Raw genomic sequence first — 17903 nt, 5'->3', positions numbered from 1 at the left:
AGCCCAACCAATCCTTTAATTAGCTATCCACCGTAACCCACCAAAATATCCTGTCTTCATCCCCTTTCTGCACAGATGAACCCCAAAGGATATGCAGGTGAACATTGGACATCAAAGGGATAATGTCCCCGAAATAAAAAGAATTAGGACTTGACGCGATCGCGAATTTTAGGTACTATTTCATCATGGGAAAATGTGCCGACCTATAGACCCATATGAACCGGAACCTGTAACTCGCCCCTACAGAGTTAACAAACACAGAATACATCACACATAATGTCATCGAAAATAACCAGACATGCATGATGGAAGGGTTTAGAGAGGTGAATAACCAAGAACATTTATTGCTTATTCGCAATTTCGATAAAATCTTCAATTGTCTTAATCGTGGGATCACCCGCTAAATACCCAATCCCCCGATGGAGATGAAGGCGAAATTGAGTGGTAAGAGTATCCTTATCACACCCTAAACCATCATGATGACAGCGTTGTTTCAGCGCCATTAACAAAATATCAGCCAATTCGCCACCAAACACCCGCCACGTCATTTCCACATTAGAGTCAGCCGGAATCGGGACAGGTGAAGGTTGAGTCGGTTCCGCCAGGGAACGGCAAAACGCCCAACGGCAAAGAATATTCCACTGATCAATTTTAGTGTAGCGTTTGAGTTTGGTTAGTTGGTCTTTGGCTGATTTTGAAAGTTTAAAGCGTTCAATTTCCATTTTTCAGGGAACAGGGAATAGGTAACAGGGGAACACCTCGACTTCGCTCGGTGTGTCACAGAGAACAGGGAACAATTCATCATATCAAAATGACCACCGCCATTCCATTCACCTCAAATGATATGACTACAGGCGATCGCTCTCTTGGCAATAACCACGATTCACAACATACCCCGTTACTCTTTCTCCTTCGCTACTGACATATCTGTAGCTTGACTCAACATCGTTTTGGCTCAACTTGTCAAGTTTTGATAATTTAAACTATTCCTTCCTCCCTAAAAGGTTTAAATTTTTCAATCAGAGTCTTGTCTCAACAAAACGTTATAATTGCTCGTTTTTGACCCCTTTTCCAAAATAATCTACGAATTTTCAAGGGTTACGGCGATTGTGAGTAAAATGTGCGGTTTTCAGGTATAGTATTTATGGTGGGTTCTTTGTAAGTTTTAATCATCTAGACAAAGCTAAAACCCTTGAATTCTAGTAAAACTTTGTATAATTTCTAGTTTTCGCCTCACTGTTAATGTTCCCTTGGACGCATGTATTTTTTTAAACTTACGATAAAAATCATGACCAAGACTTGACAAAAACACAGATTACACAGACGGAATAGCACAGATAGAACAGCAAATAGTGAAGCACACAGATTGACACAGACGAGGAAATAGTCCTCCCACAAGCTAATCATTTTTTATCCGGGGGCAATCATCTTTTCATCCTTAGTCCCATGGAGAGCTAACACCTCTACCTCTGTGAAATCAGTGGGAATAACCGGCAAAGTCCCCACCACTACCGTTCCTCCTTACTCAGCGAAATCAGTGTTATCAAATATCTGATACAATTTTTCTTTGAATAAAAGAATTATGCCAATTAAGGTTAGGGTATGAGGAAATAATTTCAGAGTTGGATGAAAACGGCACACCTGATTAATCCTATAATAAGGTGCGTGGGTGAGATTGATGAATGATGTTAAAAAAATTACCGTTAAGTCCAACCGGGTGGCGAAATTTACTGATTGCCTTAATCGTACTGGGGATATTTTTCCGCTTCTATAACCTCGATCGCAAGGTTTACTGGTACGATGAGACAATGACCTCAATGCGAATCTCTGGATATACCCAAACCGAAGTTATCCAGCAGGCGTTCGACGGTGAGGTGATTCCAGTTGCAGCCTTCTTAGAGCGATATCAGTATCCCACGCCAGAAAAAGATCTCAATGACACGATTAACGCCTTAGCTGGGAATCCCGAACATTCGCCCCTATATTATCTAATGGCACGGTTCTGGTTGCAACTCTTTGGTCATTCAGTTGTCACCATTCGCTTCTTATCCGTATTAATCAGTTTTCTGGCATTTCCTTGTATGTACTGGTTATGTTGGGAACTGTTTGGATTATCGACAGTAAGTTGGGTTGGTGTTGCGATTCTAGCGATTTCCCCGTTCCATGTCTTGTACGCCCAAGAAGCACGAGAATATAGTTTGTGGACAGTAACTATTCTAGTATCAAGTGCGGCATTATTGCGAGCCATCCGATTAAAAACTTTACCGAGTTGGGGAATTTACGGAGTAACTGTGGCGCTGGGACTTTATACTCATCCCTTTTCCGCCTTCGTGTCTATTGGACATGGTATTTATGTTTTAGTCACTGAAGGATTTCGCTGGAGTCGCAAACTAACGAAGTATTTAGTATCATCTCTAGTCGGGCTACTCCTATTTTTACCCTGGCTAGGGATTGTGATTAGCCATTTTTCCAAATTCGTAGACAATACCGCCTCGGTTAACTTGAATCGAGAAGGATTTTTACCCTTATTTTGGGGATTAAATCTGAGTCGAATTTTCTTTGATGTGAATCAAGGAACCAGCCCCTTTAGTCCACTGCATTATCTCAGTGCGTTATTAGCCGGTTATGCGCTGTACTATCTGTATCGCCAAGCCCCCCTCAACGCTTGGGTGTTTATTATCACCTTAATTGGTGTTACCGGAATTGCCCTGATTGGACCCGATGTGATTTTAGGCGGGCGTCGTTCTAGTATTACCCGATACGCCATTCCCAGTTATTTAGGAATTCAAATAGCAGTCGCTTATTTAATCACCGCCAAAACTACCGCAATTAACGGTAAAACAAAGCATTTGAAGCGCTGGCAATACGGCGCGATCGCACTCTCATTTTGCGCTATTATCTCCTGTATCGTCAGCGCCCAATTTCCGGTGTGGTGGCACAAAAGTCATAGTAAAAGTCGATATAATCCGCAAGTGACTGAAATTGTCAATCAAGCCAAAAATCCCCTCGTGGTTAGTGATAAAATTCCGGGAATTATGTTTTCTCTCAGTCATTCCCTGAATCCAGACGTTCATCTCCAGATGGTTCTACCCCCTAGCGTTCCCCAAATTCCAGATACCTTTTCCCCCATCTTTGTCTATCGACCCACAGAACCCTTGAAACAAGCCATACAAACCCATCATAAAGTAACCGAAGAACCCAACTCAAAATCCTGGTTATGGAGAGTGGAATAGTTCCCTGTTCCCTGTTCCCTGTTCCCTGTTCCCTAATCTCAACAGTTAACTTTAATTGTGTCCACCTACTTAGGTGTGCCACGCCACTACAACGTGATTCAACATGGATACTTTAATTATCATCGTAACCGCTTTCATCGTCTTTGCCCTCGGCGCATCTATCGGCAGCTTTCTCAACGTCGTTGTTTATCGCCTACCTGCCAATTTATCCATTCTTTTCCCTCCCTCCCGTTGTCCGCATTGCTTACATAAACTCGGAAAACGCGAGAATATCCCTATCTTGGGTTGGCTGTGTTTAAAAGGGCGCTGTCGTCATTGTCGTAGTCGCATCTCTTGGCGTTATCCCCTAGTTGAAGCCATCACAGGATGCTTATTTTTATTCGTTTTTTTACAATATAGCTTAAGCATAGAAACCTTTGGGTATTGGGCATTTTTAAGTTGGTTATTAGCCCTATCCTTAATTGATCTCGATACAATGACACTCCCCAACTCACTCACCCAGTCGGGATTAGTTGCAGGTATAGTCTTTCAAGGCGCATTCGCTTTTTTCCAAACTGCTCAACTGTCCGATATATCGGTTCAACTGATGACAGGAATAAGTGGGGCGGCTCTCGGAATTTGGTTATTTGACATCATCACCTTAGTCGGTTCTATCCTCTTTGGACAAACCGCCATGGGTGGAGGAGATGCCAAATTAGCCGCAATGATGGGCGCTTGGTTAGGATGGAAGTATTTACTGTTAGCTGGATTTTTAGCCTGTGCAGTCGGCGCATTTGCTGGGGGTGGTGCCATGGCAATGGGTTGGCTGAATCGGCGACAACCCATGCCCTTTGGACCTTTTCTAGCTTTAGGCGCTGGATTGACAGTTTTTTTGGGAGAAGCTATTTTGTCAGCTTATCTACGACTATTTTTTCCCTTATCGTTTGCCCTTTAATTAAGTCGGGCTTACTGAATAAGTAGGGGGGGTGAAGAAAGGGAATAGGGAATAGTAATGATTTGTTCCGTTTGCCTAATAGAGCCAGAGTAGAGTATAAAGAACAGCATACTCATTAAATCTACCCTTTTAATACTCTTTATTCAGAGTCTTTTATAATCCTATGGTATTAGCCGAATTTTTCATTCCCCACGGACATTGCTACCTCTGGAAGCCGGAATTAGTGGGGTTACACCTAATCTCTGATTGTTTCACCGCATTGGCATATTACTCCATTCCCCTAACGCTAACCTATTTCGTTACCAAAAGAAGCGATGTCCCGTTTAACTGGATTTTCCTCTTATTTAGTGTTTTCATCATTGCCTGTGGTACGACCCATATTATGGAAATCTGGACGCTTTGGCATCCGAATTACTGGGTATCAGGTTGGATAAAAGCCGTGACTGCCCTGATTTCCGTAGTCACCGCAGGGGAACTCATCAGACTACTTCCCCAAGCCCTGACAATCCCCAGCACCGCCCAACTCGAAGCCGAAATTAAGAAACGTCAAAAAGCCCAAGCGGAACTCTGGCAGGAAAAAACCCATCTTGCCCAAGCTCAAAAAGTTGCCCATGTGGGAAGTTGGGAATTCGATTTAGCGACCAAAGATATTAAGTGGTCCAATGAAACCTTCTGCATTTATGGTCTTTCTCCAAGACAATCTACCCCCACTTTCCGGGAACATTGGCAAAAAATTCATGCCAATGACAGAAAAGCTTGGAAAAAGACGGTTCACCAACTCGTGCGGGGGAAATCGTGCCAACTAGAATTTCGTATCCTACGCCCTGATGGGTTTATCCGCCATCTTTTCGCCCAGGGAGAACCGATTTTCAATGCCCAAGGTCAGGTGCATAAACTATTCGGTACTCTACTAGATATCAGCGATCGCGTCGCAGCGCAACAACGTGAACGATTATTCGGGGCAATTGCCTTACGGATTCACCAGTCTTTAGAACTGGATGAAATTCTTGACACCACCGTCACCGAGGTGCGACAGTTCCTAGAAACAGACCGAGTATTAATTTACCGCTTCAATCCAGACTGGAGTGGGCAGATTGTGGTAGAGTCAGCGGGGGAACCCTGGACAGCCGTTCTGAATACAACCCTAGATGACCCCTGTTTTGGCAAAGACTACGCTCAACTCTATCAGCAAGGTCGAGTAAGAGCGATCGCTAATATTTATACCGCAGGTTTACAGCCTTGTCATCTCCAGTTACTCGAACCCTTCCAAGTCATCGCCAACTTAGTCGTGCCGATTCTCTTAGGTGACAAACTCTGGGGATTATTAATCGTCCATCACTGTCGTAGTCAACGGCACTGGCAATCCTACGAAATCGAGCTATTACAGCAATTAGCCACCCAAGTCGCGATCGCACTCCAACAATCGGAGCTATATTCTAAAGTACAGGCGGAACTGATCGAGCGGCAACGGATAGAGAAAGAGCTACGAGTCAGCGAACAACGATATCGTTCCGTCGTCACCGCCATGTCTGAGGGAATTCTACTCCAGCAAGCCGATGGTCAGATTATTGCCTGTAATGTCAGTGCTGAAAACATTTTAGGACGTTCGGCTCAACAGATACTCGGACAAATCGGTATGAACTGGAGGGGACAAATCATTCAGGAAGATGGTTCCCCCTTCCCCAGCCAAGACCATCCGGCGATGGTCACCTTAAGCACAGGGAAACCCCAAGTAAGAGTAATTATGGGAATTTCCCCACCCGAAGCATCACTCCTATCCGATTCAGTGGACGACTCACATCTTCCTGAAAACAGGGCAAAGGGGGGAGGGCTGAGGCTAAAACAGAAGGAGCCAGTTTACCAAGAACAAAGACATGATATCACCTGGATTAGCATAAATTCTCAACCCCTGTTTCATCCCGGAGACAGCCAACCCTACGCCGTTGTCACCTCATTTTCCGACATCACCCAGAGCAAACGTTCCCAAGAAGCCTTGCACTTAATCACTCAGCAAGAACGAGAAAGAGCCTTGCAACTCGAACAAGCCTTGCAGAAACTCCAACGCACCCAAGCCCAACTGGTACAGAATGAAAAAATGGTTAGTTTGGGGCAACTCGTCGCCGGGGTAGCCCATGAAATCAACAACCCCACCAGCTTCATCTACGGCAACATTCCTCCCGCCTCTGACTATGCACAAGACTTGCTGCACCTAGTCCAACTCTATGGCAAACATTATCCTAAACCTGTTGCTGAGATTGCTGAATACATCGATGAGATTGATTTAGACTTTATCACCACTGATTTCCCCAAACTTCTCGCCTCAATGCAAGAAGGCGCTCGTCGCATCAGTGAAATTGTCCAATCCTTACGCCACTTTTCCCGACTCGATGAAGCCGATTGCAAGCGGGTGAATCTCCATCAAGGGATTGATAGCACATTGCTGATTTTAAAACATCGACTGACACAACAGGGAAATCGTCCTGAGATTAAACTGGTTAAAGACTATGGTCAACTGCCTTTAGTCAAATGTTATCCCGGTCAACTCAATCAAGTGTTTATGAATATTATTAGCAATGCCATTGATGCCCTTGACGAAGCTCATAATCCTGCCTATTTATCAGGACTACCTTCAGCCAACAGAGGAAATAGCAATCACCTATCCCCAATAAATCATCACCCCTCACCGATGATTTGGATTCACACAGAATTCGTTGAACCCAATTCGGTAATTATTCGTATTGCTGACAACGGCGCTGGCATCAAGGCAGAGGTTCAATCTCGAATATTTGACCCGTTCTTTACGACCAAACCTGTCGGTCAAGGCACTGGTTTAGGATTGTCGATTAGCTATCAGATTGTTGTAGATAAACACGGGGGGCAGCTTCAATGTCATTCCCATCATCCTCAAGGAACAGAGTTTGTAATTAAGCTACCTGTTACTAAGTCATAATGACAGCTTAATCCCATATCGTTTCTGGTTTACCCAGATGCCACTAAACCCGCCCCGACTTTCCTTAATGCAGCTCGGCATTAATTCTGGGGCAATTTTCGTCCTCTTGAGTCTGCTCAGAGGGTATTTGACAAGTTCCGTTTCTGCGTTGTTATCAACGTTTGGGTGTCCTTATGGCTTCATTAAGCAAATGAACATATCCGCCACGCTTGAAGTTTGGCTTTGGCGTTGATTCAAACACCCTCTCTTTTCAGGCTAACACTTTAATAAGATTTCTACATTAAATTCTGTGTAAATAAAATAAAACAAGTGAATAACTACGTTAGCTCAATTCTGTTACCCTCATCAGGGAGTTAACCTGCGGCTGACGTTACAGTGAACTCAAGACTATAGAGCCAAGTTTCTAAACCTTTAAACCTTAAATAATCAGCATTTTAACAAGGAGTTAGACGTTCAGGGAAAACGCCACAAAGCTGACGGTGTTAGATGTGCGAACCGATAAAGAATTTAACAGTGGCTGTATCCCTGGCGCTGAACATATTTATGTCCCCCATCTCGAAGAAAAACTGGATAAGTTAGATAAAACTAAAACCGTAGCCACCTACTGTGGGAGTGGATATCGGGCATCTATTGCTGCCAGTTTGCTGCAAAAGCATGGGTTTGAGAATGTCATCAACATTCCCGGTTCATGGAGTGCTTGGAAGAGTGCCGATTTACCCGTGCAACAATCGGCATAAAATTAAGAGTCGGTAAATTTCGTAGGGACACGGCATTGCCGTGTCCTTACAAGTAACGCTAATACCCTGAAATATTGATTCAATAATATATTTTTCCGTTAACATCGGTGGGTTACGGCGGATACTCCATTAAATGATTATCGCTTCGATTTAGATGCCGCCTAACCCACCCTACATTACTACGTTACACTATTCTCGCAGCATGATATATTAACAATCAGTGGTCAATTTGAATTGAAGCCGAGAGGGAATCATCTTGACGGAAGAACAAAAGCTGATTGAAAAACTACAACGCATTGAATCCTTGTACTCTAGTTTGAAGGGCAAAACTTATGAATTCTAACAAAAAACTTCCTAGTGTTTCTATTTCCGATTCCCTCTACCAATCTTTGATAACCTACCAACAGAAAAACCAACTTGACTCCCTTGACTCGGCGGTTGTGGAAATCTTGACTCAATTTTTCCAGCTAGGCGAAGAAGCCAAACGCTATGCTACCGTTGAACAACTGGATACCCTCGCCGAAAAAGTAGACCGCCTCAGCCAACACGTAGCGGCGCTGAGTCAGGTAAAGGCTAATAATACCCCAACCCAACAATCCGCACAATCCGCGATCGCATCTGATTTATCTAAGGATTGGAAAGACATTGAGGATGAACCTGATGAAATTCTCTATGATTTCCTTGAGCCTCAGTAATCTAGTTAACCTCGCCTCTTGCTCCCCTAGAATGGCGGGTTTATTCCAGTTAGTTATTAGATATCGATAGAACCTTATCGGTCTAAATTATATGGTTGAAGCTATTATTGTTGGATTAATTATTGTTGGGATTTGTGCTGGGGTTCTCTTGAGTCCACTTCTGACTAAATGGCGACGGAACCGCATCAAAAATAAATCGTTTCCTCGGCGTTGGCAAAGGTTTATCGAGCAACTCTTGCCATTTTATTACCGTCTACCTCAATCCCAACAACGAAACCTCCAGGGTTACATGGCTGTTTTTTTAGCTGAAAAACAGTTTATTGGCTGTATAGGATTACAGATTACTGAAGAAATAAAACTGACAATTGCTGCTCAAGCTTGTCTGCTTTTACTGAATGATAGAGGGAACTATTACCCCAATTTAGTTTCAATTCTGGTTTATCCCAGCGCGTACCGAGTCAAACCAACCAAGCGAATCAGTGATTATATTGTAGAAGAAAGAGATGAAGTGAGACTGGGGGAATCTTGGACACGAGATCAACTTGTCCTATCCTGGCAGCAAATCGAATATGATATCCAGAATTGGCAGGATGGACATAATGTGGTTCTCCATGAATTTGCCCATCAGCTAGATCAAACTGATGGTATGATTAACGGTGTACCCAAGCTGGACTCTAAAGCCGATTATCAGATGTGGGCGCAGGTATTTACACAAGAGTATGAACAATTACAACGTGATGCTCAACGCGGGAGAAAAACAGTGATGAATAAATATGGGGCAACTGATCCGGCTGAATTTTTTGCTGTAGCGACAGAGACATTCTTTGAAAAATCTGAGCAAATGGTGCGGAAACATGCTGCACTTTATCTGCAATTGAAACACTATTACAAGCTAGATCCATTGGAGTGGACGTGAACAAAAATGGCTTTGTAATCTTGCACTCTTCTCAGAATAAGAGGTATAGCGGTACTCAGACAGGTTAGGACATTCTTTGCTGTTCCTTGTTCCCTGTTCCCGCTTAGATTAACTGATGTCCTAACGTAGCATCGTAATGCTATGATGTTATTTTTTACGAATAAAAATTATGAACGCATTAATCATTTTAGCTGAAGTCAGCGTGGTAATTATCATTTTTTTAGTTTTGACTTGGCTTATGGATAAGTCATCAAAGCTGTTGATTAAATACCCACTATTTAATATCAGCACTCAACGAGTCAAAATCCTGCGTCGGAATATCACCGGATCGTTGCTACTGACTGGCTTGGTGCTGTGCCTTGTGATTGTCGGTGTTAATGGTTTCCTGATCTATCAAGGGAAAGACTTACAAAAATATACTCTCGACCTAATTAGGCTTATTCCACCCGAATTTTGGCTAAGACTGGCAGGTGGCATTTTTCAAAGTATTGGTGCGGTAATTTTAGCGGCAATCGCTCTAAAATTTATCAACTATTGCCTGAATATAGCGAGTACTCACGCCAAAAATATAGACAGCAGTAGCACCGATGATGAAAGTATTGATACTTTTTTCGCAGAACTTTATAAAAGAATAAAATGGGGGAGTTGGCTGTGGATTATCGGTTGCTGTAGTCTGTTTTTAAATTTACCAGACGTAATTTCTGACTATATTTTTGTCGCCCTACGAATCTATTTGATTATTGCAGTTGGATTACTGATCATTAAAGCGGCAGCGGTGATCGTAGATATTCTAGATGCTCTGAGCATCAGATACTCCAGCCCTGATAACCTATTACGATTTTACGATCGCCTCCGGCATCTAATTCCCTTTCTGAAGCGGTGTTTGGAATTGGTTCTCTACGCCTGCATCGCTATACTGGTCACTGATCAGGTTGAATTCATCGCCAACCTGTCCGATTTTTGGCTGCGAATTATCAAAATCATCACCATGATATTTTTGAGTCGGGTGTTTTATGATGTGGTTTATTTACTGGCGGAAGAATTAGTCTTTAAAGAGAAAAAATTGACCGAAAGGCAACAAAGCAGACGCTTAACGCTAGTTCCCCTGTTTCGCAGTATATTGCAATACTCAATTTATTTCGCCGTTGGGGTTTCTATCCTGTATACTCTTGATATTGATCCAACTCCTATCCTAGCCGGTGCGGGTATTCTTGGTCTAGCGGTAGGATTTGGCGCCCAGGAACTGGTTAACGATATGGTTTGTGGCTTCTTTATTCTATTTGAAAACTACTATTTAGTCGGGGATTATATTGAAGCCGGGAACGTGGAAGAGAAAGTCGTCGAGGGGACGGTGGAGGCGATTGAACTGAGAACCACCCGCCTCAGACATCCCAATGGTCAATTACAGATTATTCGCAATGGTGCGATTGGCTCAGTGATTAACTACTCCAAAGAATACATTTTTGCCGTCGTGGAAGTTGGCGTACCCTATAATGCCAACTTAGCCCAAGTTTATCAAGTTGTTGAGGAAGTCGGACAGGAGTTAAACACCAATGATCCCGATGTCCTCGAACCTACACAAGTTGATGGTGTGGAAAGTCTAGGGGAGTCTAACTTGTTGCTAAAGACATTGACGAAGGTTAAGCCGGGAAAGCATCTTCAAATCCAGCGCACTCTACGGAAGACGTTTATGGATACCTTGCGCTCCGAAGGGATTCTACTTCCGGCTCCGATTAAAAATGAAGAATAATTTAAGATGTTTACGCCCAGAAACTGTAAAGGACTCAACCTTGCGTCCCTAGGGTTTCTTGACGTACTATTAATCCACTCAATTAGGTGTGCCACGGCACTAAAATGTTTTAAGCTTACTTAGTTGAGTATCACCCTAGGAGAGTCCCATTGTTGAACAACTTCCAAGAAGCCAAAGCCCATTTCATCGCTAGTCATCGGCATCCGATCAATCAGAGGCTGCACCACCTCACCAACTTACTCGCGATCGCAGCCGTTATCCTACTATTCTATGATTGGCGGTTGACCTTGATTTGCGTCATCCTCACCCAAGTCTTTGCGTTAGGGGGACATGCGTTCTTTGAGAAGAATGAACCCGCATTTCGCAAATATCCTGGTATCACCATCCTCGCATCCCTGTCTTGGTCATTCGAGAACTGGTTTGGGTTGCGCCCCGCGAGGAAAGGGTGATGGGGGAAGCAGGGGGAGCAATGTAGAGACGTGCCATGGCACGTCTGGGAGCAGGGTGTACCAAATTCTTGGGGCATTTTTTCCTTCTACCCCTTGGAGCCTTCTTTTCCTATAGCCCGAATTCGTAACATTTAGTAACATTAAAGACTTAAGCCTTCATCAATACATTGAGGAGTGAGAATGTATCAAGACTTGCTAGTGATCGATGCGGATGCTCATAAGCTAGAGAATCCGATGATTATGCGGGATTATCTAGAACCAGAGTATCGCGAGCGCGTCGGTTTAGTGATTGATAGTCTCGGTGACCAACGGGCAAAGATTGTAGACTTTAATCCCGAAACCGGGAAAAATGACTTTTTGCGGATGTTTCCCCAACCTCAGGGATTAGGGAAAGGTGGCTTTCGCAATCTGCATCCAGATACCACATTGGGTGCGATGTTCAATCGGGTGCGGATTCAACACATGGATCAAGAGGGGATTGATGTCCATGTTATCTTTGGTACGCTGAATCTGATCTTTTCCAGTATTCTGGATAAAGACTTTGCGATCACACTCTGCCGCGCCTACAACAATTACATGGCAGATGATTGCCGGGGCTACGATAATCGCCTCAAACCCATTGGGGTTATTTGTCTTCAGGATGTAGATGAAGCGGTTAAGGAAATGCATCGCTGCGTCAACGAACTGGGGATGATTAGCGTCGCCGTTGCGCCCAATATGCCGATTCCCCATCCCAAAGCCCCCGATGCATTCCCCGAAATTCGCACCTGTAAGGCAATTAGCCATCCTGACTTCCGTCCGATTTTACAGGCGGCGGTAGACTTGGATATTGGCTTAGGGATTCACGGTGGACCCGGTTCCTACATGGTGGGCGGAATTGCGGATCATCTAGAGACGTTTGTCCTCAACCACATTTTTGTCCAGCGCAACCAGCAACAATTGGCATTAGCCCGGATGGTATTTGATGGGGCATTTGAACAATTCCCCACCCTACGGGTTGGCTTCTTAGAAGGCGGTTGTGGTTGGCTACCGGATTTAGCCCATGCATTCCACGAACATTGGGAAAAGCGGATTCGCGACTTTGACCCGAAACATCCCTATCGCCCGTCTTTAATGGAATTCACCAAGTTGATGATTCAGGAAAAAGGCGGTCGGGATAATGTCAATATTATCTCTCAGGCGAAAAACCTGTTTGATTTATTGTGGAATGCGGCACATGATCCGACCAAAATTGAGGATGCTAGCTTGTATGAACATTATGACTTGCGTCACCGTGACCCCTTCGAGTATTTTGAACGGGGTCAAATTTTTACCTCCTTTGAATCCGATGATCCGGGTCCAGCGTATTTACCTGTGGCGATGGGTGAAATTGGTAAGCATTTAACCTGCTTCTCTGGGGATTATGGTCACTGGGATGGTGTGCTGCACGGCTGTGTCAAAGATGCGGCAACCGTGGCGGATTATGACCGGGAACATCTGGGACTGTTGTTGGCGGGGAATGCGTTAGCCTTATATGGCGATCGTTTACGTCAATCCTTGCCAGAAAAACCCATGGTTGGTAGCGTTTAAAACAATCGGGCGACCTGATTTGTAGAGACGTTGCAGGCAACGTCTCTACTGCTTGGGTTGTCTAAGCTGTCATGCATTTAAATTGGGTATTAGTAGCGAGCAAGATGCTCGCACTACCATCCTTTCGCCATTATTGACATTAAGGTTTAAATGCCGAACAGCTTATTTCTAATAACGTGCGGTGAATCATGGCATTCTCTTCTATCATTCGGACTCTGGAACGATCGCCCCTGACGGGTGAACTCCTCTCTAAACTGAATCGTCAGTCGTCTTTGCACCTGAATGGGATTGCCCGTCTCCCTAAGGGATTAGTCTCATCTGCCATCGCTCAAGCCGCAGGGCGCAATCTTTTGGTTGTCTGCGCCACATTGGAGGAAGCCAGTCGCTGGGCTGTGCAATTGGAGGCGATGAACTGGCAAACGGTTCATTTCTATCCCACCTCAGAAGCGTCACCCTACGAACCTTTTGACCCAGAATCGGAAATGATCTGGGGACAAATGCAGGTATTAGCCGATTTGGTTGGTCATTTGTCACGTTCTGATCAGGATACTCTAGAGTCTCCCCCGGATAATCAACCTTCAACCCTTAACGGACTGGCTATTGTCGCCACCCACGCTGCACTTCAACCCCATTTACCGCCAGTCACGGCGTTTGATCCCTATTGTCTGACGATTAACCAAGGGATGACAAGGGATATTAAAGACATCGATAACCAATTAGCCCGCTTGGGGTATGATCGAGTGCCACTGGTGGAAATGGAAGGTCAATGGAGTCGGCGCGGTGATATTGTGGATGTTTTCCCGGTTGCGGCTGAATTACCGGTGCGGCTGGAATGGTTCGGGGATGAATTGGAACAACTGCGGGAATTTGACCCCGCGACCCAGCGCTCCCTAGATAAAATTGAGCAACTGGTACTCACCCCTACTGATTTTAGCCCGATTATTACGGATGCCCTCAGTGAGGCACAAGCCCAACAGGTGCAACTTCATTTAGAGGAAGAGGAACAGGCACTTTGGCAAGCGGGGGGACATCTGGAAGGGAGTCGTCGCTTCTTGGGGATTGCTTTTGAGCAACCTGCGTCCCTGTTGGATTATTTGCCCGATAATACAGTGATTGCTATTGATGAACCCGAACAATGTAGCGCTCATTGCGATCGCTGGGTGGAACACGCTCAAGAACATTTAGATACGTTAGCCCATCCCCTTCCCCCTCTGCATCGTCAATATGCTGAATTATTCAACACGCAAACCGCAGTCAGGGCGGGTTTTGATCAAACGTTATCATCAACAACGAAACAAAATTCCCTAAACCCGCCCCTACACACTCAAAACTTACTCTATTTATCGGAACTAGCAGAAGCCACCAATGAGACGGCGGTGAATTTAGCCAGCCGCCCGATTCCCGCCACACCACACCAATTTGCCAAACTTGCAGAAATTGTCCGCAGTGAACGCGATCGCAAGTTTTCGGTTTGGCTGGTTTCGGCTCAACCGAGTCGTTCGGTGTCTCTGTTACAGGAACATGATTGTCCCGCCCAGTTTGTTCCCAATCCCCGCGATTATCCGGCGATTGATAAACTGCAAAGCCAGAGAACACCTGTGGCGGTAAAATATTCCGGATTAGCGGAAATCGAAGGCTTTATCCTGCCCACGTTTCGCTTGGTTGTGATTAGCGATCGCGAGTTTTTTGGACAGCATACTCTCGCCACTCCCAGTTATGTGCGAAAACGACGCCGTGCGGCATCGAAACAAGTTGACCCGAATAAGTTAACTCCTGGGGATTATGTGGTGCATAAAAACCACGGAATTGGTCAATTTGTCAAGCTAGAAAGCCTCATCCTTAACCATGAAACCCGTGAATATTTAGTCATCAAATATGCCGATGGCTTATTACGAGTCGCCGCCGATCAGGTAGGGGCTTTGTCACGCTATCGCCGTGCCGATAGCCGTGCGCCTCAACTGAATAAAATGTCCAGTAAAGCCTGGGAAAAGACCAAGAATCGGGTTCGCAAAACGATTAAGAAACTGGCGGTTGATTTACTTAAACTCTATGCCCAACGCAGTCAACAATCCGGTTATGTCTTTCCAGAAGATTCATCCTGGCAAGAGGAATTAGAGGAATCCTTTCCCTATCAACCCACCCCCGATCAACTCAAAGCAGTGCAAGACGTAAAGCGAGATTTAGAGAGCGATCGCCCCATGGATCGCTTGGTCTGTGGGGATGTGGGCTTTGGCAAAACCGAGGTAGCATTGCGGGCAATTTTTAAAGTGATTACCTCTGGCAAACAAGTCGCCTTTCTCGCCCCGACAACTATTCTTACTCAACAACATTACCACACCCTAAAAGAACGCTTTGCCCCCTATCCGATTCATGTGGGATTACTCAACCGTTTCCGCACCGCCCAGGAACGTCAGGAAATTCAGCGCCGCCTTTCTACTGGAGAACTAGATGTCGTTGTTGGCACCCATCAATTATTAAGCAAAACTGTCAACTTTCGCGACTTAGGTATGTTAGTTGTCGATGAAGAACAGCGCTTTGGCGTGAACCAAAAGGAGAAAATTAAAACCCTAAAAACACAAGTTGATGTCCTGACATTAACCGCCACACCGATTCCCCGTACCTTATATATGTCCCTCTCCGGGGTGCGGGAAATGAGTTTAATTACCACTCCCCCTCCCTCTCGGCGTCCGATTAAAACCCATTTAGCCCCTTATAATCCAGAAGCGGTTCGTACTGCAATTCGCACCGAATTAGATCGGGGGGGACAGGTGTTTTACGTGGTTCCCCGAATTGAGGGAATTGAAGACGTCATCACGAAACTGCGGGAAATGATACCTAGCGCGAGACTGGCTATCGCCCATGGACAAATTCCAGAAGGGGAATTAGAAGCCACCATGCTCACCTTTAGTAACGGGGAAGCGGATATCCTGGTTTGTACCACAATTATTGAATCCGGGTTAGATATTCCGCGAGTGAATACCATCCTAATTGAAGACGCCCAGCGCTTTGGTTTAGCCCAACTCTACCAACTGCGGGGGCGAGTTGGGCGTTCCGGGGTGCAGGCACACGCTTGGTTATTTTATCCCAAACAAGAAACCCTATCCGACGCCGCCCGCAAGCGCTTACGGGCGATTCAGGAGTTTACTCAGTTAGGTTCGGGGTATCAACTGGCGACGCGGGATATGGAAATCCGGGGGGTGGGAAATCTCCTCGGGGCGGAACAGTCGGGACAAATGGATGTAATTGGCTTTGATTTGTATATGGAAATGTTACAAGAAGCCATTCGCGAGATTCAGGGACAAGAAATTCCTCAAGTTGATGATACCCAAATTGACTTAAATCTTACTGCCTTTATCCCGGCTGATTATATCCCTGATTTGGAACAAAAGATGAGTGCCTATCGGACAGTAGCATCAGCGAATTCCCAGTCAGAATTAGTCCAAATTGCCGCAGATTGGCATGATCGCTATGGTTCTTTACCTGCACCCGTTGAGCAATTATTGCGGATTGTGGAACTGAAACAGGTGGCGAAGTCTCTCGGATTTAGTCGGATTAAACCTGAAGGGAAACAGCACATCGCCCTAGAAACGCCAATGGAGGAACCCGCCTGGAAGCTATTACAAGAAAACCTACCCAAACATTTGCGATCGCGCTTTGTCTATTCTCCTGGTAAAGTAACAGTACGGGGATTAGGGGTTCTCAAAGCCAATAAACAGTTAGAGAATTTAATTGACTGGTTAAGCAAGATGCGAGGAGCCTTACCGGAAGCAGTATAAATGTTGAATGTGTAGGGGCGGGTTTAGGGAATTACGTTTCGCTATTGATGATAACATTTGTACAAAACCCGCCCTGACCGAATGACGAATGACGAATGACAAATGACAAATGACGAATGACAAATGACAAATGACAAATGACGAATGACATAAGACAAATGACGAATGACAAATGACGAATGACAAATGACGAATGACAAATATAATCGCTATTATGAATGGCAAGGAAGGTGTTGGCAAAACCACAACCTCAGTCAACTTAGCCGCCGTACTCGCGGAAAAAAAACAGGTTTTGTTAGTAGATACTGATCCCCAAGGTTCAGCCAGTTGGTGGGTAGAACGAAGTGAGGGAGAAATCAGGTTTGATATCGCCCAAGAAACCAATCCTCAACTCTTGAGTCGTCTACAAACCTTGAAAGACTACGCAATAGCCGTTGTGGATACACCCCCCGCCCTGCGTTCAGACGCCTTGACTGCTGTAGTCGCGATCGCAGATTATATTATTTTACCCACACCTCCCGCACCGATGGACTTAGCGGTTTTAATGGAAACAGTACGGCGTGCGATCGCACCAGTCGGAACCACCCATCGGGTATTGTTAACTCGGGTAGACTCTCGCAGTCGCCGGGAAGCGTTAGAGGCGCAAACCACCCGAATCGCGAGGGGCTACCCCTTCAACGAAGTAAGGGGTAGGGGGATAGCGGAAAATGCGAGGGGTCAATCCCCGAAGTATTTTCAATCTCTCTCTTTCTATTTCTATCCCATGTGGTGGTATAGTTTAGCCATGAAACAAGTTCTCACAATAGTTGTAAAGCTCCAACCCTCTCCTGAACAAGTTGCCTTCTTAGAGGCAACTCTTCAGGCGTTTGCGGACGCTTGTAACTACGTGAACGA

General features: G+C 45.1%; 12 protein-coding genes and 1 pseudogene. 11 read left to right on the top strand and 2 right to left on the bottom strand.

Annotation, left to right across the window (positions count from 1 at the left end):
- Positions 1-341: 341 nt before the first annotated feature.
- Complete coding sequence (dndE, locus tag RIG27_RS30720; RefSeq protein ID WP_446350886.1) at positions 342-722, bottom strand: DNA sulfur modification protein DndE; 381 nt, start codon at positions 720-722, stop codon at positions 342-344.
- Between the two features lie 960 nt (positions 723-1682).
- On the opposite strand from dndE, the gene RIG27_RS30715 reads away from it, so the two are divergent.
- The 10 genes from RIG27_RS30715 to mfd all read left to right on the top strand — a co-directional run bounded on the left by RIG27_RS30715 (position 1683) and on the right by mfd (position 17009).
- Positions 1683-3233 (top strand): glycosyltransferase family 39 protein, encoded by a 1551-nt coding sequence (locus RIG27_RS30715; protein WP_446350885.1) that lies wholly within the window; start codon positions 1683-1685, stop codon positions 3231-3233.
- A gap of 103 nt (positions 3234-3336) precedes the next feature.
- Positions 3337-4167, top strand: coding sequence for a prepilin peptidase (locus RIG27_RS30710; RefSeq protein ID WP_446350884.1), 831 nt, complete (start codon positions 3337-3339; stop codon positions 4165-4167).
- A gap of 163 nt (positions 4168-4330) precedes the next feature.
- Positions 4331-7117, top strand: a complete 2787-nt coding sequence (locus RIG27_RS30705) for a GAF domain-containing sensor histidine kinase (RefSeq protein WP_446350883.1) — start codon at positions 4331-4333, stop codon at positions 7115-7117.
- A gap of 479 nt (positions 7118-7596) precedes the next feature.
- Complete coding sequence (locus tag RIG27_RS30700; RefSeq protein ID WP_446350882.1) at positions 7597-7854, top strand: rhodanese-like domain-containing protein; 258 nt, start codon at positions 7597-7599, stop codon at positions 7852-7854.
- Between the two features lie 332 nt (positions 7855-8186).
- A complete protein-coding gene (locus tag RIG27_RS30695) occupies positions 8187-8549 on the top strand; it encodes a hypothetical protein (RefSeq protein ID WP_446350881.1) in 363 nt (120 codons plus the stop codon).
- Positions 8550-8640: 91 nt separating this feature from the next.
- Complete coding sequence (locus RIG27_RS30690; RefSeq protein ID WP_446350880.1) at positions 8641-9465, top strand: M90 family metallopeptidase; 825 nt, start codon at positions 8641-8643, stop codon at positions 9463-9465.
- Between the two features lie 169 nt (positions 9466-9634).
- Positions 9635-11215: a mechanosensitive ion channel family protein gene (locus RIG27_RS30685; RefSeq protein WP_446350879.1), complete on the top strand. Its 1581-nt coding sequence runs from the start codon at positions 9635-9637 to the stop codon at positions 11213-11215.
- A gap of 152 nt (positions 11216-11367) precedes the next feature.
- A complete protein-coding gene (locus RIG27_RS30680; protein ID WP_044207192.1) occupies positions 11368-11664 on the top strand; it encodes an Mpo1-like protein in 297 nt (98 codons plus the stop codon).
- Between the two features lie 180 nt (positions 11665-11844).
- Positions 11845-13233, top strand: a complete 1389-nt coding sequence (locus tag RIG27_RS30675) for an amidohydrolase family protein (RefSeq protein WP_446350878.1) — start codon at positions 11845-11847, stop codon at positions 13231-13233.
- Positions 13234-13421: 188 nt separating this feature from the next.
- Positions 13422-17009, top strand: a complete 3588-nt coding sequence (gene mfd, locus RIG27_RS30670) for a transcription-repair coupling factor (protein ID WP_446350877.1) — start codon at positions 13422-13424, stop codon at positions 17007-17009.
- Positions 17010-17050: 41 nt separating this feature from the next.
- Here the strand turns inward: mfd and RIG27_RS30665 are convergent, their stop codons facing one another.
- Positions 17051-17209, bottom strand: a complete 159-nt coding sequence (locus RIG27_RS30665; protein ID WP_446350876.1) for a hypothetical protein — start codon at positions 17207-17209, stop codon at positions 17051-17053.
- On the opposite strand from RIG27_RS30665, the pseudogene RIG27_RS30660 reads away from it, so the two are divergent.
- Positions 17203-17682: pseudogene (locus RIG27_RS30660) on the top strand (ParA family protein); the annotation flags it as partial. The gene RIG27_RS30665 and the pseudogene RIG27_RS30660 overlap by 7 nt on opposite strands.
- Positions 17683-17903: the final 221 nt, after the last annotated feature.

Source organism: Coleofasciculus sp. F4-SAH-05 (genome assembly GCF_040222985.1).
GTDB lineage: Bacteria > Cyanobacteriota > Cyanobacteriia > Cyanobacteriales > Coleofasciculaceae > Coleofasciculus > Coleofasciculus chthonoplastes.
Note: the sequence above shows the minus strand (reverse complement) of the source record. Positions and strands in the feature narration are given on the sequence as shown.